15 protein-coding genes are annotated in these 24,854 nt (G+C 47.6%); 8 read left to right on the top strand and 7 right to left on the bottom strand.

The genetic code is table 11. The features are described from left to right. Positions 1 to 68 precede the first annotated feature (68 nt). From ELAC_RS02440 to ELAC_RS02430, 3 genes are all read left to right on the top strand, one after another. Positions 69 to 1,331 (top strand): RsmB/NOP family class I SAM-dependent RNA methyltransferase, encoded by a 1,263-nt coding sequence (locus tag ELAC_RS02440; protein WP_239414328.1) that lies wholly within the window; start codon positions 69 to 71, stop codon positions 1,329 to 1,331. A 118-nt stretch (positions 1,332 to 1,449) separates the two neighbouring features. Next, on the top strand, positions 1,450 to 2,517 hold the full coding sequence (locus ELAC_RS02435) for a peptidylprolyl isomerase (RefSeq protein ID WP_098037686.1): 1,068 nt from the start codon (positions 1,450 to 1,452) through the stop codon (positions 2,515 to 2,517). 219 nt (positions 2,518 to 2,736) lie between these two features. Next, positions 2,737 to 4,383, top strand: a complete 1,647-nt coding sequence (locus tag ELAC_RS02430; RefSeq protein ID WP_143406416.1) for a hypothetical protein — start codon at positions 2,737 to 2,739, stop codon at positions 4,381 to 4,383. 214 nt (positions 4,384 to 4,597) lie between these two features. On the opposite strand, the gene ELAC_RS02425 is transcribed toward ELAC_RS02430, so the two are convergent. After that, positions 4,598 to 6,376 (bottom strand): hypothetical protein, encoded by a 1,779-nt coding sequence (locus ELAC_RS02425; RefSeq protein ID WP_098037684.1) that lies wholly within the window; start codon positions 6,374 to 6,376, stop codon positions 4,598 to 4,600. A 550-nt stretch (positions 6,377 to 6,926) separates the two neighbouring features. On the opposite strand from ELAC_RS02425, the gene rsmA reads away from it, so the two are divergent. Then, positions 6,927 to 7,802 (top strand): 16S rRNA (adenine(1518)-N(6)/adenine(1519)-N(6))-dimethyltransferase RsmA, encoded by an 876-nt coding sequence (gene rsmA, locus ELAC_RS02420; protein WP_098037683.1) that lies wholly within the window; start codon positions 6,927 to 6,929, stop codon positions 7,800 to 7,802. Here rsmA and ELAC_RS02415 read toward each other — a convergent pair. Further along, positions 7,743 to 9,107: a D-alanyl-D-alanine carboxypeptidase family protein gene (locus tag ELAC_RS02415; protein WP_098037682.1), complete on the bottom strand. Its 1,365-nt coding sequence runs from the start codon at positions 9,105 to 9,107 to the stop codon at positions 7,743 to 7,745. The genes rsmA and ELAC_RS02415 overlap by 60 nt on opposite strands. 354 nt (positions 9,108 to 9,461) lie before the next feature. Between ELAC_RS02415 and ELAC_RS02410 the strand changes: the two genes are divergently transcribed. After that, positions 9,462 to 9,890 (top strand): hypothetical protein, encoded by a 429-nt coding sequence (locus tag ELAC_RS02410; protein ID WP_098037681.1) that lies wholly within the window; start codon positions 9,462 to 9,464, stop codon positions 9,888 to 9,890. A 19-nt stretch (positions 9,891 to 9,909) separates the two neighbouring features. Here the strand turns inward: ELAC_RS02410 and ELAC_RS02405 are convergent, their stop codons facing one another. The 5 genes from ELAC_RS02405 to pgtP all read right to left on the bottom strand — a co-directional run bounded on the left by ELAC_RS02405 (position 9,910) and on the right by pgtP (position 17,743). Further along, complete coding sequence (locus ELAC_RS02405; protein ID WP_158227785.1) at positions 9,910 to 10,359, bottom strand: ATP-binding protein; 450 nt, start codon at positions 10,357 to 10,359, stop codon at positions 9,910 to 9,912. Between the two features lie 325 nt (positions 10,360 to 10,684). Further along, on the bottom strand, positions 10,685 to 11,317 hold the full coding sequence (locus ELAC_RS02400; RefSeq protein WP_098037679.1) for a hypothetical protein: 633 nt from the start codon (positions 11,315 to 11,317) through the stop codon (positions 10,685 to 10,687). Between the two features lie 10 nt (positions 11,318 to 11,327). Next, positions 11,328 to 12,392, bottom strand: a complete 1,065-nt coding sequence (gene bamD / locus ELAC_RS02395) for an outer membrane protein assembly factor BamD (RefSeq protein ID WP_158227784.1) — start codon at positions 12,390 to 12,392, stop codon at positions 11,328 to 11,330. Positions 12,393 to 12,624: 232 nt separating this feature from the next. Further along, complete coding sequence (dnaE, locus tag ELAC_RS02390; protein WP_098037677.1) at positions 12,625 to 16,389, bottom strand: DNA polymerase III subunit alpha; 3,765 nt, start codon at positions 16,387 to 16,389, stop codon at positions 12,625 to 12,627. 22 nt (positions 16,390 to 16,411) lie between these two features. After that, on the bottom strand, positions 16,412 to 17,743 hold the full coding sequence (gene pgtP, locus ELAC_RS02385; protein WP_098037676.1) for an MFS transporter: 1,332 nt from the start codon (positions 17,741 to 17,743) through the stop codon (positions 16,412 to 16,414). Between the two features lie 930 nt (positions 17,744 to 18,673). Here pgtP and ELAC_RS02380 point away from each other — a divergent pair. The 3 genes from ELAC_RS02380 to aspS all read left to right on the top strand — a co-directional run bounded on the left by ELAC_RS02380 (position 18,674) and on the right by aspS (position 24,683). Continuing rightward, entirely contained in the window at positions 18,674 to 21,241 is a 2,568-nt protein-coding gene (locus ELAC_RS02380) for an FHA domain-containing protein (protein ID WP_098037675.1), read from the top strand. 211 nt (positions 21,242 to 21,452) lie between these two features. Further along, positions 21,453 to 22,910: a histidine--tRNA ligase gene (gene hisS, locus ELAC_RS02375; protein ID WP_098037674.1), complete on the top strand. Its 1,458-nt coding sequence runs from the start codon at positions 21,453 to 21,455 to the stop codon at positions 22,908 to 22,910. 18 nt (positions 22,911 to 22,928) lie between these two features. After that, positions 22,929 to 24,683: an aspartate--tRNA ligase gene (gene aspS / locus ELAC_RS02370; RefSeq protein ID WP_098037673.1), complete on the top strand. Its 1,755-nt coding sequence runs from the start codon at positions 22,929 to 22,931 to the stop codon at positions 24,681 to 24,683. The last annotated feature ends 171 nt before the right edge of the window (positions 24,684 to 24,854 follow it).

Below are 24,854 nucleotides of genomic sequence, written 5' to 3'. Positions count from 1 at the left end.
CTGTTAAAGTACTTCCGATTCCTAGCAATGGGAGCATTACTTTTGCCCAACAAACCAAGAGCTAACCAATGAAAAGACGCTTGCCTCACCGCCATCATCATAAAAAACGGGCTGAAAGACCCCCCCAAAATTCTTTCTATCACGAATCCACCGACGATGAGATCATCGAAGAGGAGACACCCGGTTTAAATCCTTTCAGAATGCAGCACATGCAGCACATTCTTTCGACCTATGAACTGAAAGGGATCCCCATGGATAAGGTGCTGCGCGACCACTTTAAGATGAACAAATCTGTAGGCTCCAAAGACCGCGCCTTCATCGCCAATACTGTTTACTCCCTCATTCGCCACCTCAGCCTGATCGACTACCTGCTTGATGAAACCCCCTCTTGGGTAGACAGGCTACGCCTCTTTTTCAGAGAAGACTTAGGAGCCCTTAAAAGCGATCAGGACATACCCCTGCATGTCAGGGCATGCATGCCGGAGTTCTTCTTTGACTTGCTCAAAAAGCAATATGGAGAGGAAAAAGCCTTTTCCATCGCCTCTGTGCTAAATGAAGAAGCGCCGACAACAATCCGAGCCAACCCCCTCCGCATCGAAAGGGAAGGGCTGCTGAAAAAAATTCAGGAGCATGTGCACGCAGAACCTACATCAAAATCACCTTTAGGCATCGTCTTAGCTAAAAGGATTGATCTTTTCTCTCTGCCCGAGTTTAAAGCGGGCCTTTTCGAAGTGCAGGATGAAGCTAGCCAGATCGCTGCCGAACTGGTACGAGCTAAAGAAGGGGACTCTGTGCTGGACTACTGCGCCGGTTCCGGAGGAAAAACCCTCTTGATTGCAGCCAGAATGCAAAACAAAGGACAAGTCTACCTGCATGATGTCAGGCCTTCCGCTTTGAGCGAAGCGAAGCTGAGGCTGCGCCGAGCCGGCGTACAAAACGCCCAAATCATCCAGGCGGAAGACCCCAAACTTTCCAAGCTCAAAAAGAAAATGGATTGGGTGCTGGTCGATGCCCCCTGCTCAGGCACTGGCACGCTGAGACGTAATCCCGACATGAAATGGAAAATTGACCAAGCGCTTATCGACAGACTGCGCGGTGAGCAACGCACCATTTTTGAATCAGCCTTAAGCTTTGTCAAAGAAGGCGGTTATATCGTCTACGCCACGTGCAGTATACTCGATCAGGAAAACGAGAAGCAAGTTGAGCATTTCCTGGCAAAATACCCTGTCAAGCTGGCAGAGTCCTTTTTCATCTCTCTTCCGGAAAGCGGTGGGATGGATGGCTTCTTTGCAGCTGTATTTAAAAGAACAGGCCCCGCTACCAAGTCCTAGCAGAATGCTTGAAGCGCATGTCGCTTCAAGCCTATTTTTTCACTGGAGACTAAAACCCGCTTTGTAAAGAAAAGATAGGGATACTATAATCGGCCTCTATAAACTAAGGAATCATCCCATGAGAAAGGTTTTATTATCAGCTGCTTGCGCACTGGCAACCCTATTTCCCGCGCTGGCGTTCTCCAAAGAGGGCTCCCCCTTAATGGTATCAAAACCGGCCACGCATATCGAAGTCAACAACAGGATACTTGCCAACGTCAGCGGTAAAGCGATCTCTGTCTACGATCTCATGAAGAAAATGGATGTTCTCTTCTATCGTCAGTATCCACAATACGCCTCCTCTATCGAAGCGCGCTATCAATTCTATAAAATGAGCTGGAAAGCCACTCTTTACGAGCTGATCGACAAAGAGCTGATTATGCTCGACGCTAAGGAGGTAGGTTTTTCAGTTAGCACCGGAGATATCCGCCAGGAGATGGAATCCGTTTTTGGTCCCAACATCCATGCCAACTTAGACAAATTGAGCATGAGCTTCGAAGACGCCGAGTCGATCTTGCGCGACGAAATCGTCATCCGCCGTATGCTTCAGGCACGTGTCGGAACGAAAGCATCCCGCAACGTAACTCCGCAAGTCATTAAACTGGCTTATGAAGAGTATGCCAAAAAAAATCCGATAGCGCCTCAGTACACCTATTCGGTCATCACCATCCGCGATCCAAGCGAAGCCCACGCTATGGAGGCTTCCAATAAGGCACTCGCCTTTCTTAAAGATGAGAAAAAGCCCGTGGCCGAGATCGCCTCGCTGGTATCGGCTACAGGAATGCTAAGTCCTGCCGGAAAAATCACAGTGTCCCAAGAAATGACGCACACCGATAAGGACATCTCTCCCACTTACAAAGAAGCGTTAGACCCTCTTCAAGCCGGTGAGTTCAGCACACCCAAAATTCAAACGTCCAAGCAAGACAATGCCAAAGTTGTCCGTATTTTCTACCTGAAGGAAAAAAAAGGCGGCGGAGTGGTTCCCTTCAGGGAAGTGGAATCCAAGATTAAAGATGAGCTGATGAGCGGCTCGTATCGCAAAGAAACCGACGAATATCTCCAAAAAATGCGAGAACACTTTCATATTGATCTGGACGAAATTGATGCAGCTATCCCTCCGCAATTTGAACCTTTTTCGCTGAAATAACCCCCTTCCCGACTTGCCCAAATCGGAAAAAGATTTGGGCAAGTTACTCCTCATTCCCTTCCACACCTCAGACAAAAAATTTAAACAAAATTAACAAACATTTGTTTAAATATCAGAAGAATAAAACCTAGTAAAACTTTATTTTTTAAAACAATTTATTAATTTCAGTGTTATAATTAGAAAAATCAGAGTGTACATCCCTTTAAATGAGGTCGTGATATGAAAATACAGTCAACCAATTGGGATCAGAGGCAGTTCGTAGATATGGCTTCTGCCCCCTCAGATAATAAGGAAGGATGGCGCAAGGTTTCTGAAAAAAATCCCAATAAAACCTACCAGATCAACGGCCACTCCTACAAAGTTGTCGCCAAAATGGAAAGACGCCACCAGACGATGGGCGGAATTGTACTGGGCCTTCTTTGCACGATCGGGTCACTGGGGCTCGCTCCCCTTTTCTCTAAAAGTGTCAGGCAACTCTTTACCGGCAGGCAAGTACTGAGAGTGGTCGAAGAGGTGTTTCCTCATATCAATGAAAAGGGCAATCCTCTGCCCGTGGCCAAAAAAGCAAGTCCCCCTCCTCTTCCCCTCGTGATCAAAGAGGAGAGTCCGCCACAAAACGCTGCTGACACTCTTAAAAGCAATCAGGCCTCCACAAAGGAGGCTGAAAATAATCAGAAGCAGTTCTTCACCTCGCTCGATCGAGCCGCCTCAAACTACCCAAAGAACTATACGACGCAAACCGGCGATAAAAGCTATATCCCGAACCTGATAAAGCATGCATACAGTCAGTCGTCATCTCTAGAAGATTTCAAAAATCGCCTCCAGGGACTACAGCAAAGCGGTCAATTAAAGTCTCTGGCAGGCTCTGGATTCCAAACTGTCGCCTACCTTGTGAAAATGGCAGAAAGCGCTCCACCGCTTGCACCTCTTCAAGGCATCATCGCACCACAAGCGCAGCAGGCCAATACAGCCCAATCTCAAAAAGCTAAGATCTACGCCCCGACAGACTTATCACGAGCTCAAATCTATCAAAATGCCCCTACCTATCCTTCAACACACCCCTTGTTTGAAACCATGTCCGATCCTGGAGGAGCCGGGAATGTGGTCAACAAGATACAGCAACTCAGTCCTAACGCCAGGTGCGGCGTGATGATCTGCGCCAACAGTGGACTCCCCTGCGGCCAGGTCGGAGCGGATGGGCATGGTGACATAAAAACGTTGAACGCGAAAACACAAGAGGAATCCATCATTGCCAATGTCTTGATGACGCAATTCGGCAACGACAAGTCAAAGCACAAGCAATTTATCGATGCTTCCTTCAAAGGCGTCTGGGGAATGGTTGACGGTCCGACGGGTCATTCCACGATGACGCATCAAGGAATCGATTTCAGGCATGCTACGGATGCATCAGCTTATAATCAAGCATACGCCCTCAACAAATGTCAGTTGGGAGTTACCACTGGAACCGGAACCAATAAAACACTGATTCCCGGCCAAAAAAACGAAGTCACACTCATCTTTGCCGACTCCATCAATGCCAATCCATCAATCGGAACCCCTACGGGAACCATGCAGCGCACCATGAATGAAAAAGCTTCGAACGATTATCAGTTCTTTCGTGAATGTGTCAAAACGAAGCTGCGCTCATCACTCGATGCGATGGTCGCAGAAGGTAACACTCATGCGATTGTGGGGCGTTTAAGTTGCGGTATCTACGCTCCTGATAAATGGAAGCAAGGCCCGACCAACATCAACAAAGACTTCGATAAAATCTTAGCTGAAGTATTAAATGAGCAGGTGGGACCGAGCGGCGAGACTAGAAGAAGCTATTTCCAGCAAGTGGTCATACCGCATATCTCGAAATAAGAGATATGCCTGTCATATTAGAGCCTGTACTAAACTGAAAACACAGGTTTCGGTGCTAGCACAGTCGTTTGGGAGATTGCCCCTGTGATTGGAGAGGTCTACACAGCACTCCAAAAGGCGCCCTTGTGGACCGGCAAATCCATAAAAGATCTTCGATAATACCCCTGAGAAGGGAGGCTTCTATGCCAACGGCTTGGTTTGGCATGTATCCCCCTCATTTCCAACCTAAATTCAAAAGAAAAAAACGCTTAAACTCGGGATCGGAGAGAATTTGATTAATGGCAAAAATGGCTCTCTTTAGGCGCTTAAAGTCCATGGTGGAGTACAAAAGCACTTTTTCCCCATTCGTCCACTTTCCACTCTTGAACGACCTGAAGAGTTCGCCGAACGTACCTGTGGAGTGGTCGATTTCAGGAGCATCATTGCTGGAAAGAGAGCGGGAAAGGCCTTTTGACACCCGCTCGAAACCTGCGGGATCGACAAGCAGCTTCTTTTTATTCATCTCCAGCAACTTTTTCAAAACCTTTTGCGCGATCCCGTCCCAAAACTGCGGATCGTCACGATAAATCCCCTTTCGCTCTTCCATCAACTCCGTTACCACCGACTCGAAAGCGAGCGACATCAGTTTTTTGGAGGAAGCGTCCAAAATCTCTCCCCGGGTAATCGAGTGTTTTGTCGTTCCGAATAAAAGGGCAAACCGTCTGTCAAAATCTTCTACGAGAGCCAATTTTCTCTTCTCTGCCGATCCATGGTCGATTGCAGCGGTTGTTACTTCATGGGAGGAATCAAGGAAATGAGTCTCTGTTTCCATCTGGATGGAAGGAGCCGGATCTGCCCCTTGAATCTTAGAGGCTAACTTAGCGTCAGTTGCAACTCTCTCCGTGTCAATTGGCGCCTCCTGAATAGGATGCGCGAACTCTCGAGCGGCAAAGGGTGTATCGTCTCTCTCCCCCCTTTGATTGCCGCGCTTCATCGCAAAGCCTTCTTCTCGATTGAGGATGCCTCTCGTGAAAAAGGCGCGTAAATCAGTTTGTACAAGGGGATGCGAAATGATTTTCCTGATAACCTCTTTGGCTTTTTTTTCCCGCGTCACGTCCAGAGTGGCAAATCGCACCTCTTTTTTGCCTTCACGCCAGCGTTCTTGCCTCACCAGCTGCGCGATAGCCTCGAAATTTCCTGTTGTCGAATCAATCTCGGGTGCGTCGGAGCTAGCAGAGGAGATGAGCAATCCCTTGGCGAGGAACTTAAACTCTTCGGGCGCAAGCAGCTCCCTTTTGTTGTTGATCAAAGCTAGCTTGTCTAAAAAAACACTCTCGAACCGCCTCAAGGCTTCGTCCACGCTTTTCACTTCGGTGTCGCACTCCTCTTTAAGCTCTGCGACAACGTTTGAAAACACTTCTGACACCAGCTTCTTTGCCGCACCATCTAAAAGCTCTCCTCTAGAGCCCGAATGGGTGGTTTTGCCAAAATGCAGGCCAAACAAAAAATCAAAAGCCTGGCAGAGCTTATCGGATTCAATGATTTCCCCTAGGGCGCTGAATTTAGGGGCATCCGTGAAGAGTAGCCGTTCCATCTCCCTTTTATGAAAGGTGGCGCTTTTACCTTGGATTTTGCCGTAGTCTCTCTCATCTACCAGGATGGCAATTTCCCTGCGCTCGGCGAAAATCACCTCCACCGACTCCCGAAATTTCACCTCTTGCTGTTCCCTCTTCCAGCTGCGGAAATGCTCTCTTAAGCCTTCGATAAGCGATTGATCCACATTCTCTCGCACAGCCGATCGGATCGCTCTGTGGATTAACCGGGCAACGTCAGCGATTCTGCTGGCCTCTGCAGTGTCATGGGTCATCGAGAGACGACTTTCCTCCGCTTCTATCTTTAAAAATAGGCGGGGCCCTTCGCTCCCTCGTCGGGTGTTCAACAATTCAACTAAAATCGAGTCCAGTTGTTGAATTTTAAAGGCAACATGGTCTGGATCCAAATCTCCAGTAGTCATATCCACCTCCCGCATTCAAGCAGCAAGTTAGGAAGAGTTGATTTAATTCAAATTTCACCGAAAATGTCGCGAAATTTAGTTCTGGTCAAAGAGAAATCTCCCCAAGATTAAAAGATTACAAGTCACCAAATATTAGAAACATAAGGCAACTTGTAAACTTTCAATCCCGCGGCTTTTCAAAGCCCTCATGCCAAATCGAGAGACACTTTTGGTATTACCATTCATTAATTGCTGGCACGACCTAAAATTTAACAACCACCAACTACCCATGATATTATGGTAACATTTTCTGCATTTAAATTTTTAATAAACAACATCAAATTACCTTGCAGAGAGGGAGTCATGGATGTATTATAGACACCGCAAAGAAACCTGCGTGAAACTGTTACCGGAAGCATCGCCGAATTCGGCATAACGGATTCTTAGAGCCCTATTTAGCAACAAGGCATACGATTTCAGTTTGTGGACAGTCCCTTATAGGCAATTTTTGCGACGAAACTTCTGATCCTAACTTGTAACACCCTCTTAACCTCTTCAAAAGCATAAACTGATGCCAATTTACAGACCGAACGAACTCTTTTCGTTTCTCGCCAAAGAAAATCTTGCTCCCAAAAAAGGGCTTTCGCAAAACTTTCTCATCGACGGCAATATCATTCGCAAAATAGTCGAAGAAGCCGATGTCCAAGCCGGTGACTTCATCGTAGAAATCGGACCAGGACCGGGTGTCTTGACAGAAGCTATGCTGGATAAGGGCGCCTCCGTGCTTGCTATCGAAAAAGATAGCGGATTTGCCGACAAGCTGACGCGTTTTCAAGATAAGGGCCGGCTCACGATCCTCAACGAAGATATTCTCGAAGTGGATATCGCAGCAGAAATTAAGAAGATGGGCGTAGAAGGCCCACTGAAAGTCATTTCCAATCTTCCCTATCACATCACAACACCGATCATCGTGAAGCTGCTGGCGATGGGAAAGGCTTTTTCCAGTATCGTCGTCATGGTACAAGAAGAAGTTGCGCAGCGGTTTGCGGGAAAACCAAAAACAAAAGAATACGGCTCAATTACCGTGTTCCTATCCTTCTTTGCCGATGTACGCTACGGTTTCAAGGTCAAAAGAAGCTGCTTTATGCCTCAACCTAAGGTGGATTCCGCGATCGTTATCTTCCATCCGAAAGACCCACCGATTCAAGACGAAGAACAGCAGACAAGGTTCTTACACTTGGTTCGGCTTGCCTTCAACCAACGGCGAAAGACCCTAAGGTCAGCCCTGGAACGGGAGCATGAAAAAGCCTTGGTTGTAAAAGCTCTAAAACAAGCGAACTTTAGTGATTGTGCAAGAGCGGAAGAGCTCTCGTTAGATGAGTTTCTTCTATTCTACAGCTCTCTTCTTCTTGTAGAAAAAGAGCAACCCGAAAAGCCCGCCTCCTAAAACCACAAATAAAATAAGCGTCTTCCAGCGGGCAATGCCCTCAGGACGCTTAACCCCATTCGGAGAAGCCTCTTTGCGCTTGGGGAATAGGGATTCCTTGAGCCAGTGGCTCCAGGTCTCAGGAACGTCTTCATGCGCGAGCACAGGATAGGTCTTTACCACTCTTTCTTCATCATTGACGAGCCGGATCTCGCCGATCAACTCACCCTTGTGTATAGGAGCTTTTAACTTCTCATCCAGATGCAAAAGGCATTTGAGACGCGGTTCTTCGGCCGGGTAAAACTGCAGGCAGATATCTTTTTCCACAAGGGCTGTCAAAGGCTTTGCTCCCCCCGGAACTTTTATCTTCTGCTTTTGTGCCCCGCTGCGGATCAGCACCTTTTCAAGCTTAGGCTGGCTAAAAGCCACTTCGAACATTTTTTTAGCATCTTTGAAAAGATCATCTCTCTCTTTCGTCTTCAAAAGTACAGCAATTAAAACGCGTCCATCATTTTCCGCTGCAGCCACAAGAGTGTTCATGGCATCTGAGGTATATCCTGTTTTCACTCCAATCGCTTTAGGATAAAAAAACTTGCCCTTGCGCAGCAGTTTGTTCGTTTGAACAAGCACTGTCGGTTGCTGTTTGTTGGTTTTAGGCCTTGTGTAACGGACCGTCTTCACAATGGTTTTAAACTCTTCCTTTTGGAGAGCTTCCCGCGTAATAATTGCCATATCACGTGCCGTCGTCACATGCTTTGGATGGTGCAGGCCATGCGGGTTGTAGAAGGTTGTTGTCTTGCAGCCCAAGTCTTTAATGTATTTATTCATCTCTTCAAGGAAAGAAGGAATTGTTCCTCCAACATATTGAGCAATAACGTTGGCAGCGTCATTTCCAGAGGAGACCATCATGCCATAGAGCAAATCTTCAAGCCGCATCTCCTCCCCTTTCTTGATGCCGATGTGGGATGAGTTGACCTCGAGCCACCAGGCCGGAATAGAGTATCCGGACCGCCTTTTAGCTTCTTTGGTGATCGTTACGATTGCATCATTTTCGGCACTGACCACATCCTCAAGCTTATTGCCCAAGGCATGCAAGGCGAAAAGACAGGTTGCAATCTTAGTGATACTGGCGGGGTATTGCGGACGGTCGGCATTTTTTTCGTAGAGGATGGCGCCCGTATCGGCATTGATGAGAATGGCGGATTCCGCGTTTACCGCTACCTGAAGTTTTCCCCCATACGCAAACGAGGGAAAGCAGAGGGTCAATAAAAGAGAGATTAACAGGCTTCCTTGATAAGTAAAAAAAAGGAAGAGCTTTTCGCTCATTGCTACGCGACCGCTTGGTTGTTTATGTTGCAAGACTTATAGACAAATTCAGCAGCAAAGCATGCTGATTTGAGTTTGCGGGCAGTCTCTTATAGTGTTGAGGCTACAGAAAGCACGCTAGTCTATAGGGCTCTCGAAAAAAATACACTAACATCCTCCTTCCTTCAACCGAAAAACGCACAAGGAGATCATATTTCCTATTTGCACAGCAAATCCAACTAACAGTTTCCACCAACAATAAAATAAGAAACAACAGATTAGTTATAGATTTAATTAAAAATTTAAAAACAAAACAAATTGGCATCAAAATTGCTTTGGTTTAAATGAAAATAATCTTAAACCAAAGCAGGTATTATGGATGACATTCAGGCAATTGAAGAGTGTTTCAAAAAAATAGCGAATAACCTGACAGATTGGATACCCGAAGGTATCGCGGAAGTCGACATTGATCTTTTACAAAGACTTAATCTACTGAATGTCAACAATGAAGAGGAAGACGACGAGTTAACTCGTTATTTTCATGTGATCGAGTCGCAAGAGAAAATCACCCTTGTCAATGAGCAGTTCGTTGTCTGGATTGTTCCCGACTTGGTCGACGGGGTTCCTATCACTTACACCATCATAGCCCTGAATAAGGAAGCCTTTCCCCATCCTGAAGTCGCGTTCGCAACCTCCGGGGTTTATAATACATCGCGCCTAGTCTTAAAAGTTTTAGAAAGGTATCTGCACGAGATTTTGGAAAACGAGGATGTCCTGACTGATCTGAAGCTCTTAGATCCTTAAATCAATCTGCGCAAGGTGCTTACATATTCCCGGGTTCGCTACGAGCGGAGCTGACAGTCTTGGCAAGGATAAGGACATTATCCTGCCCCTCTCTTTTGTACTCAACCGAGTCCATCATTTTGTAGATGAGAAATAGTCCCCATCCCCCGACACCGGAGTTATCATCCGCCAAATTCTTGGGGATGAGGACATCATCTTTGACGATGTAAGTATGGGGATTGAATGGCTTGCCTTGGTCTTTGATGATGATGCGAATCCCTGGATCGGCCAAATTTTCAACGGCAATCTGCACATTGCCATCCGCGGTGTCTTTGTAGCCATGGATAATCACATTAACTAACGCCTCTTCAGCTACCAGTTCAATGTTCTTGATCGTATTTGACTCAAAACCTGCCTCGATAGCGTAAAAGCGAATATATTCTAGCATCTCATATAGCTTTTCTATCGTAGCAGGAAACGATTTATCCATTACACCCAACCCATGACAACCAGCCATTTAGCGATATATCGAAAGTGTCTCAAAAATTTGAGATTTTGGCATAAGCCATAGATCGAATGCGCTTTATCCGATGCAAGGCCTTACCTATAAAAAACGGTAACCACTTGTATTTGTCAAGCTATACCGAACGTGTCTCGAAATTTGGCTTTGTGGCTTTTCTGGAAGCTCTCCAAGACTGACAGATTACAAGCTATCTCATATTTCTAATAGTAGGTGACTTGCAATCTTTCTGCTGAAGGCTTCCAGAAAAGCCATATTTCAAGACAAGTTTGATATAAAGGGGTTTCTGCTACCGCTACCAGCTGACAAGGACATAGTCAGCGATCTTTCTTGATAGCGCGCGATAGAGGGGACGTTTCGCAGCCTCCTTGGATGTTTCGTAATCACTGAGCTCTCCCAATGAAAAAACGTTGACTCCATTCTGGCTGTAGTAATAGTCATTGTCGTAGTCGTGCCACGCCTCGATGCGGACGGGTCCAAGCAAGGTGCAGCCTTGCCGGCCATCCTCAAGGGAAACTTCTGCTTTGGCAAAAACACGCGTTTCCACCGGAACAATGGAGTGTGTCAGCTCTCCTTTCTTGTTGCGGTCATACCGAAAGCCGATATCTTCATCCCGGATCTCTAACAGATTGATGTGTAAAATAAGGCCGCAGGAGCTGGTCTGGCTGATCGCACAACCTCGCTGGGCGAGTTCTTTGACGACTTCCTGAGTTAAAGAGCCGTCAATGTCTCCTTTCACCAGCGGAATTTGTAATGTTTTGTAAGGGGAGACCGTCTCGCCTGTCCCCATCTGATATCCACAAGAGTTCGAAAGGAAGGCGATTAAGGTAAAAGAAAAAAGTCTGACTAAAGCGTTAAAGGAAAAACAGGCCATCCCCCGGCGTTCGGATTCAAGACAAGCGACAAGGTGGTTCCGGTAAATTCTCATGCTTTGCCAATCAATCGGCTAAATCTTCAAAGTGGAAAAACTCCCCGTTTCCCTCAGGAAGAGAGGTTCCTTCTGCAGTAGCGGCTCTCGCCCGGCATCGTTCGATTACCGTTTCCAGTCCTTCAGGACAGATATTTTGCAATCGGCACATCGCCCGCTCCGCCATTTTGGTCGTCGGAAACTTCGCGATCACCATCTGGTAATAAATAACAGCTGCTCTTGGGTGCTTAGTTCTCAAGTAGAACTCACCGATATTATAGATGCCTGATGCGAAAACTTCATAAATCGTGGCGACAACAACCTCTCCTTCGTCGATGCGTTCATCCTTAGGAAAGTCCTGTCTGAATTTACGTAATGTAATGTCGGCAAACGACAAGATGTCCGGGTTCTGATACTCGATCCGACTTTCTGCCAGATAGACTCTCAGCATGTTCAGGTACGCATCCGGCGCCAATTCATGTTTTGGAAACTTCCTGATCAACGACTGGTAGGTAGCAATCGCTTCCCGGTACTGTCCAAAGGACCACTCCAAACATCCTTTCCTAAACATCGCGTGCGCTGCAAGTTCACTGGTCGGCATCAGCGAGATCACTTCATCGTAAATTTCCATAGCCAAGCCTTTGGCAGGAATGCACTTGGGAAGCTTCGTGCTCTCGATCGGATGGATCATCTCGCCTGCGGCAAGCCGGTCTGCGATCAGCAACTTATAATACACAGCCTCTTCAAAATAGCGTGGTGCCGTCTGGCAACGCAGATAAGCTGTGAGTGCGCAGTTGGAAAAATCCAGATCACAAGTCTCATAGTAGGATACCGCTGCGAAAAACCAGGCGTCCTGGCCATAAGTGCATCCAGGCCAGTTGATAGCAAGAATCCTGAACTGTTTTGCGGCCTCTTCAAAGTCACAGGAATAGAATGCGTTTGTCGCTAACTCATAGTGCTTTTCTTCGGAGAAGGAAGGAATCTCATCGGAGTGGTAGAGAGTGCCATCGATAAGCACATAACCTCCGAAGACCGGTTGAATGGAACCGAGAGCCAGAAAGAGAAACAGGGCTTTTAGCGAAAAACGGCGAATCATCTGAAATCCTTTATGAGGGCAACTGTTTGCGTGCATTATCTCGAAACAGGAAAATTAGTTGTACTTAAAAAACTCATTGAAGCTTAGGAGACATCCTCTGAGTTAAATTTCTGTCGATTTGCAAGTTCTTTCGAGCCGCTTTTCGATTCAATTTTTGGGGTAATATAAGTATATTGGGCAAAACGCTATACCGGAATTGTCTCTATGACACACTTACGGTATAGCATTGACTCTAGACCCTCTCCTCTTCGACTTTAAAAACAGGCGTCACGCTTTTTAAAGCTGAAATCAGTGCATTGGAGGGAGAGACACCCCAGGATGAGTCGATTTCGATCTTCGCCAGATTTTTATCTCCGGAGAAAAATTGGATCACAACGGGAGTATCTCCACGGAAAGCGGCAAAGGTCTCTTTGATTTTAAGAATATCACTAAGCCTGGCTTTTTTAGCCTCAAATGAAATTTTGACATTCTTGACTTTAGGCGGCTCTTTCTCTTTCACTTTAGCAGGAGCTCCTTCTTTTTTTGGCTTCCCGGCCTCGGCAGCTTGCCGCTGTTTTAAGTTTTTGATGAACTGCTTGGCCTTGTCAAAAGCCTGGTCGCAGCGGTGGACCATCGATTCATCCGCTTTGGTCAGATCATCAAGCCACCGGCAGCCGATTTTCAAAGCACCGTCATTCTTTTCAATATGCAAAACAGCATAAAGAAGCTGGTTTTTCTTGAGCAGCAAGTGCTTTTCCTCATAGAGGTCCGACCAAACAGGTACCTCGTAGTGCATCAGGCCGTCGCTAATTTTAAGGATCGCAAATTTTTTCTGGCTCCTGGAAATTCTGACATCCGCCTCTTCCACTAAAAACGCTGTACGAATGACCGAATCAGGATCAAGCCCTTCGATCTTGTCGAGAGGAACGCAAGAAAGCTGCGTCAAAAAGTCTCGGTAGAGATCGAGAGGATGGCCAGATAAAAAGAAGCCCAAAAGTTCCTTTTCCTTAAAAAGTCTGTCCAGCGGAGAGGAATGCACCGATACTTTAGGAGGTTTTTCAAACTGCTTCTCCTTGGTCTCACCCATCATCGTGAAAAAGGTCATGATACCGGATTTATCATCCTTCTCTTCCGAAAGAGCCGCCTCGAACATAGCCTCAATCGACACCTTCAGTTCGTCGCGGGACCAGCGTGTAAAATCAAAAGCCCCCGCTTCAACGAGATGCTCTATCACCTTCTTTCCAACGGTGCGTTTGTCGATCCTCTTGATAAAGTCATAAAGGGACTTGTATGGCCCCCGCTTTTTTCTCTCTTCGATAATGGCAAGAACTGCCCCCTCACCCACTCCCTTGATACCGTTCATGGCAAAGCGGATTGCAGAAGATGTAGCAGCAAATGTTTTACCTGCTTCATTGATATCGGGCGGAAGCAAAGGAATGTGCATCGACTGGCACTCACCGATAAACTTGGCGACTTTCGAGATGTCGTCGCTGTCGCACGTCAGGAGCGATGCCATCCACTCTCTTGGATAGTTGGCCTTGAAATAGGCCGTCGCGTAAGACAAATAGCCGTAGGCAGCCGCATGGGACTTATTGAACCCGTATGAGGCAAATTTCTCCATCTTATCGAAAATGCTCATCGCCAAATCTTCGGCAATTCCATTCTTTAGAGCGCCTTGCTTAAACTTCTCCCTCTGCTTGTTCATCTCGTCGCGGTCTTTTTTACCCATGGCGCGCCTTAAGACGTCCCCTTCGCCAAGGCTGTAGCTGGCAAGCTTCTGGGCAATTTGCATGACCTGCTCTTGGTAGACCATAATACCATATGTCTCTGCCAGGATATCTTTCATCCACTCATGGTCATATTCGATAGGTTCGCGGCCGTGCTTTCTATTGATGAAAGAAGGAATCATGTCCATGGGACCGGGGCGATAAAGGGCGCCGACAGCGATGATCTCTTCAAATTTGTCCAAATGCAACTGTCTTGCCAGATCCTGCATGCCACCCGATTCAAGCTGGAATATACCGAGTGTCTTTCCTTGGTTAAGGAGGTCAAAGGTAGGTTTATCCTCGAGTGGGAGGTTAACCCAGTCGATGTCAATGCCGCGGCTCTCCCGGATCGAATCGACCGTGTGTACGATCGCCGTCAAGGTCTTGAGGCCCAAAAAGTCGATCTTGAGCATACCCACCTGCTCGACCGGCTTCATGGAAAACTGGGTAACGGGCATGTCCGTGTCTTTGCTCATGCAGACCGGAATAAACTCCGTTAAAGGCTCGCCGCTGATGATAAGTCCGGCGGCATGGATGCCCGTGTTCCTAATGGACCCTTCCAGCTTACGACCGAGGTCTATGATCTTTCTGGCCTCTTCATCCTCTTCGCATAATTTGGCAAGCTCCGGATCTTTCTCAAGAGCTCCCTCCAGAGTGATCCCGATATCCTCAGGAATCAGTTTAGCAATCTCGTTGACCTTTTGCAGGGGAACGCTAAGAACCCTTCCGACATCCTTGATAACCATCTTAGCTTTCATCGTGCCGAAGGTTATAATCTGCGCTACGTTCTCCTTGCCGTATTTATTCAGCGTGTACTGGATTACCTCATCCCTGCGATCCATGCAGATATCGACGTCGATATCAGGATAGGATATCCTCTCGGGATTGATAAACCTTTCGAAGAACAAATGAAACCGGAGGGGCTCGATATCGGTGATACCGATCAGGTAAAGAACGATGGAACCGGCACCCGATCCCCTTCCAGGGCCTACCGGAATACCGTTTCGCTTTGCCCAGTTGATAAAGTCCCATACGATCAAAAGATAGTCACACATCCCCTTGGGGGCAATGATGCTCATTTCAAGCTTAAGCCTGTCTTCCACGACCTGCAAAGGATCCTTTCCTGGACAGACCTCCGCAACTTTGGCAAGCCTCTCGGGTGTGTAACGGTTCTTGATTCCTTCCCGGCAAAGGTCCCATAAAAACTTTTCCACCTCGCGGGCACGCTCTTCATCGGTCGGCGACTTGCCTTCCAGCGCCGGGGGCAAGTAGACAGGGTAGTGCTTCGTTTTTAAATCAATCTCCACCTTGCACCGTTTAGCCACTTCCAGTGTGTTTTGAAGAGCTTCAGGCATATCGGAGAAAAGGGCTGCCATCTCTTCGGCGGACTTGAAGTAGAACTCGTGGGAAGGGTAGGTCTTTCTCTTGGGATTGGGAACGCGCCACTTGGGGTTTCCAAGAGAGTCTCTTTCCCAGATCTCGCACGGCTCACCTGACTGGACGTTGATGAGAATCTCATGGGCTTTCCAGTCGGCGCGCTCCATGTAGTGGCTGTCATTGGTGGCAACAACGGGAACATTGAGCTCTTTTGCAAGATCTACGATGGCCTTGTTCAATCGTTCCTGCTTTTCGACAAAATCCAGATGCTGCTTGAGAACCCACGCCTCTTCCCTCAGGCCGTCTCTGGCAATATCTTCTTCCCTCATGCGGTGGCGTTGGACTTCGAAGAACAAGTCTTCTCCAAAAAGCTCCAGATACCAAAGTGCAGCTGCCTTGAACGATTCAGGCGTTCCAGAGAAATACTCGTAGGCAAGCCTTGAGTCCATGCCCCCCACAAGGCAAATCAGCCCTTCTTTGTATTCTGAAATGGCCTCACGATCAATGCGGGGGCAGTAATAGAATCCTTCTAAAAACCCCAGAGAACTTAGCTTGCAGAGGTTCCTGTAGCCTTTATTGTCCTTGGCCAAGAGAACCAGGGAAAAAGCCGCCCTGCCCGTCGGATCCATTTTCTTAAGCCCTCTCTGAAGAGGCGCTTCATAAAAATCGCAGCCGATGATCGCGGCAATCTTCTGTTCTTTACACTCTTTGTAGAATTCAACCGCTCCGTAAAGATTGGCATGGTCGGTCAGTGCGACGTGGGAAAATCCATTTTTCGCCGCCTTTTTAGCAATCTCCTTGGCAGAGGACGATGCGTCCAGGATGGAGTATTGCGAGTGTACGCGCAAGGGTACCCAGAGGGAAGGAGCAGACATGTTTTGGCTCTTTTACTTTCGATTAATGTTTTACTTCCCTTACGCCCCACAGAGGAAGCAGGAAGAAAATGGAAATCGCGCTGCAGCCGGCCATACAGATGAAGAAAGATTCCCATCCGAACGACTCGATGATCGAGCCCAGGGGGCCTCCGGCAGTCGCGGCACCAATGTACGCCATCAGGCCGATAAAACCTGTCGACGTCGCTGCTGCCTTTTTATGAGCAAGTTCAGCGGCATGCACCCCGATCAGCATCTGAGGGCCGAAAATCGTCACTCCAAGCAGGAATATGGAAACCGAATCGATGTAGGGCACGCTGGTAGGAGCGTACCAGAAAAGAAGAATTGATAAAAGAACCAGCACCGCAAAAATCACGTTGACCGGCCCTCGCATCGCTTTGAACAGGTAATCGGAAGACCACCCAGCAGCTAAGCTGCCGACAAATCCCCCCACTTCAAACAGGGACACTGTTCCATTAGCGCCGAGTTTCGTGTACCCTTTCTCTTCGATCAGGTAGATAGCCGACCAGTCGTTAACTCCGGTACGGACAACATAGACAAAGAAATAGGATGCCGCAAGCAGCCAGATGTAGGGATTTCTAAGAACGTGATCCATTAGGATCTCGCGGGTCGACAGTTCATGCTCGTGTTCGACCTCAGACTTGCTTGCACCGACCCAGTCTTGCCTGAATTTTTCAATCGGAGGCAACCCAAGCGATTGGGGAGTGTCCCTCAAGCGATTTATCAAAAACAGGCTGCCGGCGATACAGATGACGCCGGGTATGTACATGGCATATCTCCAGTCGAGATACTGCAAAGCGCCGCCTACAACCCAAGGGATCATGAAAGCACCGACATTGTGCGAAACGTTCCAGGTCGACCACCACGATCCCCTTTCCGACTGCGAGTACCAGTGTGTGAGAAAGCGGGCGCAGGGCGGCCAGCCAAAACCCTGGAACCAGCCGTTAAGACCCCAGAAGATGGCGAAAACAATGAACGACGAGGAGAGGCCAAAAAAGATATTGGCAACACCCGTCATGAAAAGCCCAAACGCCATAAAGTAACGGGGATTGGATCTGTCGGACAAAATACCGCTTAAAAATTTGCTGAGCCCATAGGAAATGGAAAAAACAGAGCTGATGTAGCCAAGCTGCCCTTTAGTAAAATGGAGATCTTCGATAATTCCAGGCTGGGCAAAAATAAAACTTTTCCGCGTGAAATAGTAAAGAGCATAGCCAATGAACATTGAATAGAGGATGCGAATCCTCCAGTATTGATACATCGATTTGACTTTGTTCTCATCCTGGATCTCCGGCAGATAGGGATCCGGCTTGAAAACGTTAAGTATTGATGTCATTGACGACTCCTATAACTTCCCGATTGAAGAAACTGTGGAAAAAGGCGCTCTCTGAATGTGAAGAGCCTTTACCGGACGTGACTTCGTCGATTTTTTGGAAAACATTACTCAATTTGCCTTTTTTCCTTGCGCGAGCATACTCCACCCGAGAAAGGATCATATCTAAGGCACTCCGGAGCGGCAACAAACAAGGTTCATGCCGCCTCCTACAACGATGGCCCGGTTTCCATAGCCAGCAGCAGTTTCAATCCATCGACACATCTAATTGCCGCCGCTTGGCATTTTACAGAATCGGCAGATAGATTTCACACATAAAAAATTTTTAAAAGCCTTTCATTCAAGCTTCTTTTAAAGATTCTTCTTTGATCGACCATTCCATAGAACATCACGCACGGGAAACCTGACTCTCTGGGAGAATAACCAAAACACAAAACCGCAATTATTAACCACTTACATAATATTTCTCAAGTCAAGGCTTCACCAGGACAGAAACTGAATTGGAATAACACAATGAACGTTTAATATATATCAAACTCCTATTCACCAACGCTCACCAAATCCCCACCTCTACCAGAAGCTAGTTCCTGGTCAAACAGTCCACACGGGAGGGCCAAACCTGTGAGAGACTGCCCAAAACTCAAATCAGCATGCTTTGCTACTCCAATTGAAAAATCATAGGTCACCTCACACTTTTAATATTAGGGCTCTTGCAATCTTTCAATCAAAGGGAGCTCGCTCGTTGCCAACAACCCAATTTTAAATACTTTCGGTATAGCCCTAGGGCGTAAACAAATCATACAACTTCAGTTTGTGGGCGGCCTCTTGAATTCCAGCGATGCAAAAGGGGAATTCGCCAGTTGACCGGTAGGTGAGAAATGTGCTAGAAAAGCGGGGGTTATAAAAAGGTAAACTCCTGCCAGAAATGGACTCATGATCAAATTCACCGTTAAGAGCAAAGCGCGAAACGAAACTTATACCTTTTATAAAAAGGAAGTGCTGATCGGCTCTTCCAGAGAATACACCTGCGATTTAAGTTTACCCGAAAGTCGGTTCGAGCCCACCCACCTTCTCATCACGGAAGAAGAAGATCGATTCATTGTCAAAAATTTAGCAAACGACCCCTTTGCCACCCTAAACGACCTTCCCTTCGGCAAGAGGATTATTAAAGATCAAGATGTCATTGTGGTAGGTGACACCATGATCATCTTTGAGGGAGCCCTTACAAAAGAAGGCCAATCCTACCAGGAATTCCCACTTTTCAGCACAAAAGGAAATCTGGCCGGAATCGTCGAAGAGGCTATCGAAAGAGCGGCAACCGCCGATGAGCCTGAGGAGGCCCACCCTGAAGACCACCCTGAGAGAGAAGATCTTCCCCTTCAGAGAGACTCCTCGGAGGATTACCCGCTTGATATGGACGCTTTGAACGATCTCGCAGCGAAAGACTCCTCCAAAGAGATGGACCCTGCCGAAATGGAAGCCCTCTTGGAAGAGTGGCAGGAGATCGAAAATGAATTCAGGGGAAGCCATGCCGAAACGAGTGATCCCCCGCAAAACATGCCCGCCGAGCGAGACATCTTGCAGGCGGAATCGACACAGGCAGCCCATAAGACTCCTCCTCAAGAGGCGGAACCGACAAAGAAAACACTCATTTTAGATCTCAGTGATAACGAGCATGAGCCCCTCCCCTTTAAAACATCACCTCCCCCAAGAGCAGGAGCTACCCAGCCGAAGTCAGAGGACAAACCAGTCAAAAAAATCATCAGCGCACTTAGACCTCAGCTGAAAATAATCTTCATCACGTTCGCGATCGCGACTCTCCTTCTCTTTTTACTCATCGGCGGATCACTGTGGAAATTCAATCACGAGAGTGAAAAAAGGGTCATTGAAGTTTCCAGAAGCGTCTCAGATATTGCCCTGGCAATGACCTATGCGCAGATTCACCACATAATTCCTCACCAGCACAACTGGTCAAATCCCCAATTCTTAAAATCCAGCGTAGCGGCCTCCCTCTCTCCGCATCACGAAGCCCAACTGAGGCTTGAGGGTAATGGAAAATTGAATGACGATTATCTCTTGCGCATCTACACCAACAGAGACAACTCCCGTTTTGTGATCATTGCCCAGCCCGAGCCAAGCCTTTTTCACTATTTAACCACTCCCGATTCGATTGTTGTGGACTCAGCCATGATGACACTGCGCAGAATCAACGATCTAAAGGCCTTAAACAGACTGCTCATTGACCCCGACCAACTGCACAGCCCCGGCAGCGATGATGTTGCCCGCATCCTCAACCGTGCACAAATCATCCCAATGGATCTTCTGGCCGATAAAGACAACCACAACGGCTTCAAAACACCAGAGAGACTAAAGGTAAAATATCCCGGAGCTGAAAACTACATCTACAACAGCCCCCGCTACAGTCGCGTCGGCGACCGTATCATGTCGGAAGCTGTAGAAGCATTGTCCAAACCGACTAACTCAAGCGAGATGCGTAAACTCAAAGAGGTGCTTCGCTCCATCGCCAAACTCCCTTTTGCTGTCATGTACACCACAAAAGGAAAAGAACACGCTGAAAAAGCCAAAATGGCAATATCCTCGATCGTCCAGGGAGAAGATTTCCTGCTCGCCTACATCGACTACGATGAAAAAAGTAACAAAACCACCAGTTATCTTATCGACGATGAAGATCTCAGACCGACAGACGGGCTGCGTCAAGAGAGCGAACTCGATCCCTTGAAGGCCGCACGGGCTGCCGCCGTCGCCCTGATCGGAGAAGCGACCTCCCAGAGACCGCTTAATTCCTACCGGCGTGAAATGGAACTCGCCTCCCCCCTCTACACCGAACTCAACAATCTCTCCAATCAACGCAGGGGTGAACTTGAAAAAATTCACTCCGAACTGGATCTGATGATCTCTCACGAGATTGAAGAGCCAGGCTCTTACACAATCGAAGATTTGCAACAAAAAGCGATCGCTTTGACGGAAAAGATCGAGCAAACGAATGTCTCCATCATGCGCAAATTGTATCAAATTTACGGAAGCCACAAAAATATTCCTTTGAGCGAATTTTTGGACTATGTGGAAAAGTCGGGATTGAGAAGTCTGGCTGCCAACGAGCTCTTCTCAACTCAAGGACAGGAAACCTCCACTAACTGCAGCTTGCCGGAAGAGGGGAAAAAGGCGATTCTGGAGATAGAGGCCGCGTCCAACTTCAGCCCTCTCTTTGACGCCATCAGCAAGGCTGCTTCGTACTTCTCTTGCGATCCTTCAGAAGACCCTCAGCTGATCATTGCGTTCCAAAATCAGGTCAAAGGCGCCGTTGTCGATAAACTCAACGATTTTATCCTTCTCCGCAGCTTTGATGACGAAAGCGACGTTTTCACCCCCGATACCCGAGAAAAGCTCTCGCAGGCAATGAAAGAGGCCTGGATTTTTGATCTGGAAGAGCAAAATTACTACCTCGATGAGTTCACCCGAAGGTATGCTGAGCTAAATTAAAAAAAACATAGCTAATCCTTCTACAGGTATGCCCGAACATAGGGCTGAATTTGAACTTATTTCTCCCTTTGCAGCTGAGCGAAAGAGTCTCAAAATTTAGGACACTTTCGGTATAATGGGGATAGGCCTAAGATGAGAAACGTCCGACTCTCTCTTCTTTACTCATATCCCCTTTTAAAGTAACATATTACCGTCAAAAATTAGGTTGATCATGAACATTTCACTTCCCCCCGGCGTCTTTGACATCATTCCCTTGGACGAAAACGAACTCTGGCGCTCTTCCTATCTCTGGAATTTTGTAGAAGCTACAATACGCGAAACGGCGGCCGAGTGGGGCTACCAGGAAATTCGGACACCGATTTTTGAAAAAACCGAACTCTTTCTAAGAGGCGTTGGCGAAGGAACCGACATCGTTAGCAAGGAAATGTACACCTTCCAGGATAAGGGAGACAGATCGCTGACGTTAAGGCCTGAAGGGACAGCACCGGCTATGAGGGCGCTCATCGAAAATCGTCTGGACTTAAAGAACCCGGTGCAAAAGCTTTTTTACATCCAGCCTATGTTCCGCTATGAAAGGGCGCAGGCGGGGAGGTACCGACAGCACCACCAGTTCGGGGTCGAGGCAATCGGCATCAAATCCCCCTATCAGGATGCCGAATTGATCGACATGATCTACACTCTCTATCGCCGCCTTGGACTGCAAGACCTTTCGGTGAAACTCAATTCTCTTGGAGACCCGGAGTCACGAAAGAGATATAAAGAGGTGTTGATCAAATACCTTGAGAGCCACCGTGAAAAACTATCAAATGACAGCAAGGAGAGGCTCACAGTCAACCCTCTGAGGGTTCTCGATTCAAAAGCGGAGGAGGATCAGCCCATCATCGAGAACGCTCCCTCGATCCTTGAGTTCCTCTCAGACGAAGCCTCAATGCACTTCGAAAAACTCAAGTCGCTTTTGACGGAGCTTTCCATCCCCTTCACCATTGCACCCCGACTTGTAAGAGGGCTTGACTATTACAATTATACAGTTTTTGAAATCGTCACCAACAGTCTGGGAGCTCAAAACAGCATAGCCGGCGGAGGCCGTTATGACGGTCTGATCAAATCCTTAGGCGGTCCCGACCTTCCTTCATGCGGTTTTGGAACAGGAATGGAAAGGATAATCCAGACTATGCTCAAGCAGAGCACTTTCCCCGTGGAAAGACCGGCTCCTTTACTTACCTTGATTCCAATGGGTGAGGCGGCGGAGCTGCTCTCGTTCAAATTCCTTCACCTGCTCCGTGAAAAGGGAATCAGTGCTGAGATGGAAATGGGCCTGAAGAAGGTGGGTAAGGCGATGTCCCGAGCTGAAAAAAACGGCTCCAAGTACGTCGCGGTCTTAGGAGAAACGGAACTCGAGACGCAAAAGTTTCGCTTAAAGGAAATGGAGACAGGAGAGCAATTTGAGGTTAACTTTGAATCCGCCCTACGTATCCTGCTCCTGCAAAAGGAGTCCGCTAGCTATGAAAGGCTCTGGGCTAACTTAAACTCTCCTTTTCAAAGTGATGTCGAGAAGGAGTTTTTCCTAAAAAAAATGAACCAATCCATAACCTGCACCAATGAAGCCTCTTCCAATTTGAAAATTGCGCTTGAGAAGATGCAGGAAATTTTTGACAAACCATCCCAGTAAAAATAAGGTTTAGCCCCGATGGATTACAGAAGAACCCACACATGCGGTGAATTAACAGAAGCAAACGATCGAGAAACTGTCAGGCTTTCAGGGTGGGTACACCGCAGAAGAGACCACGGCGGTTTGATCTTCGTTGACCTAAGGGACAGATTTGGACTGACGCAACTGGTTTTAAATCCTGAAACGATTCCCGACGCCCATCGCCTCAGATCCGAATGGGTCATTACAGTGACAGGCAATGTGCTTAAAAGAAAAGAGGGCATGAACAACCCTAAGTTGTCTACAGGTGGTATCGAAGTGCATATCAACGAAATGCACATCCTATCACAAGCTAAAACCCCGCCATTTTCCATCTCCGATGAAGATGTCGAAACACATGAAGACATCAGACTCAAATGGCGCTATCTTGATATACGACGAGGTAAGATTGCTTCCAATCTGATCAAAAGAAGCGAATGCATGCAAACCGTGCGTGCCTTCCTTGCGGAAAATAAATTTCTCGAAATCCAGACACCGATTCTCGCCAAGTCAACTCCCGAAGGAGCCAGGGACTACCTGGTGCCATCAAGAATCTATCCGGGACAATTTTATGCCCTTCCGCAGTCGCCGCAACTTTTCAAGCAGCTGTTCATGATTTCAGGGATGGACCGCTATTTTCAAATTGCCCAGTGCTTCAGAGACGAGGATTTAAGAGCGGACAGACAACCGGAATTTACCCAGATCGACTTGGAAATGAGTTTTGAGACCCCAGAAGGGTTGATGACTCTGATGGAAAATCTGATGAAGAAAATCTTCGAAGCCCATGCGGGAGTCAAAGTGGAAACACCTTTCCGTCGCATGAGTTACCAAGAGGCCTTGGAAAAATACGGAACCGACAGGCCCGACCTCCGCTTCGGCATGCCGCTTGTTTCACTGAGCGATATCGTCTCAGCCTCTTCCTTCACTGTGTTCCTAGACGAGATCAGAAACCTCGGTGTCGTCAAAGGCCTGACTGTGAAAGCGGGCTCTAAGCTGAGCCGTAAAGAAATAGACGACTATATAGCCTTCGTGCAGCGTCTCGGACTCAAAGGGCTTGCCTGGATGAAGATGCAAGACGGCAAACTGCAGTCGAGCATTGCAAAGTTTTTCCCTGATGAGGTTCTGTCCAGCCTAGCCGGTAAAATGGAGGCTGAAGAGGGAGACCTGATCTTCATGGCAGCAGGAGAACCGGGAAGGGTAAACCTTTCATTGGATCACCTACGAAGAAAGTTGGGAGAAGATCTGGGCCTCATCGACAAAGAGCGAAATGAATTCCTTTGGGTGACAGACTTTCCTTTATTTGAGTGGGATGCAGAAGAAAACCGTCTGTCTGCAGTGCACCACCCCTTTACCGCGCCCCACCCAGACGACATCCCCCTTCTGAAGACAGAGCCTTTGAAAGTAAGATCTAACGCCTACGATATGATCCTGAACGGATACGAGATCGGCGGCGGATCCCAGCGAATACACTCCATGGAAGTGCAAAAAGCAATTTTCAAATTGCTAAACATCACCGAAGAAGAGCAAGAGAGCAGGTTTGGCTTCTTCTTGGAAGCGCTCGAGTATGGAACGCCTCCTCACCTCGGTCTCGCGTTTGGACTCGACAGGATCATGATGCTTCTTTGCAACACAACAAATATCCGCGATGTCATCGCTTTCCCGAAAACACAGAAAGCGCAAGATCTTATGCTGGAGTGCCCATCCACAGTAGAGATACGCCAGCTTAACGATTTAGGGATCCAAATCGCGGAGTAAGCCTAAGTCTGGATAGACGGCTGTTTGAAGAGGCGAGGGCAAAACTCGGACCATCAAACAGCCTCTACAATTGGTTATCCACTCTAAAAGTCATGATTTCCCCTTGATCCCTCTCCCAGGATCGCCTCCTCACGAAATGCTAGACAAATTACCCTCCATTCCTTAACGTAT

Source organism: Estrella lausannensis (assembly GCF_900000175.1).
In the GTDB taxonomy this organism is placed as follows: domain Bacteria; phylum Chlamydiota; class Chlamydiia; order Chlamydiales; family Criblamydiaceae; genus Estrella; species Estrella lausannensis.
Note: the sequence above shows the minus strand (reverse complement) of the source record. Positions and strands in the feature narration are given on the sequence as shown.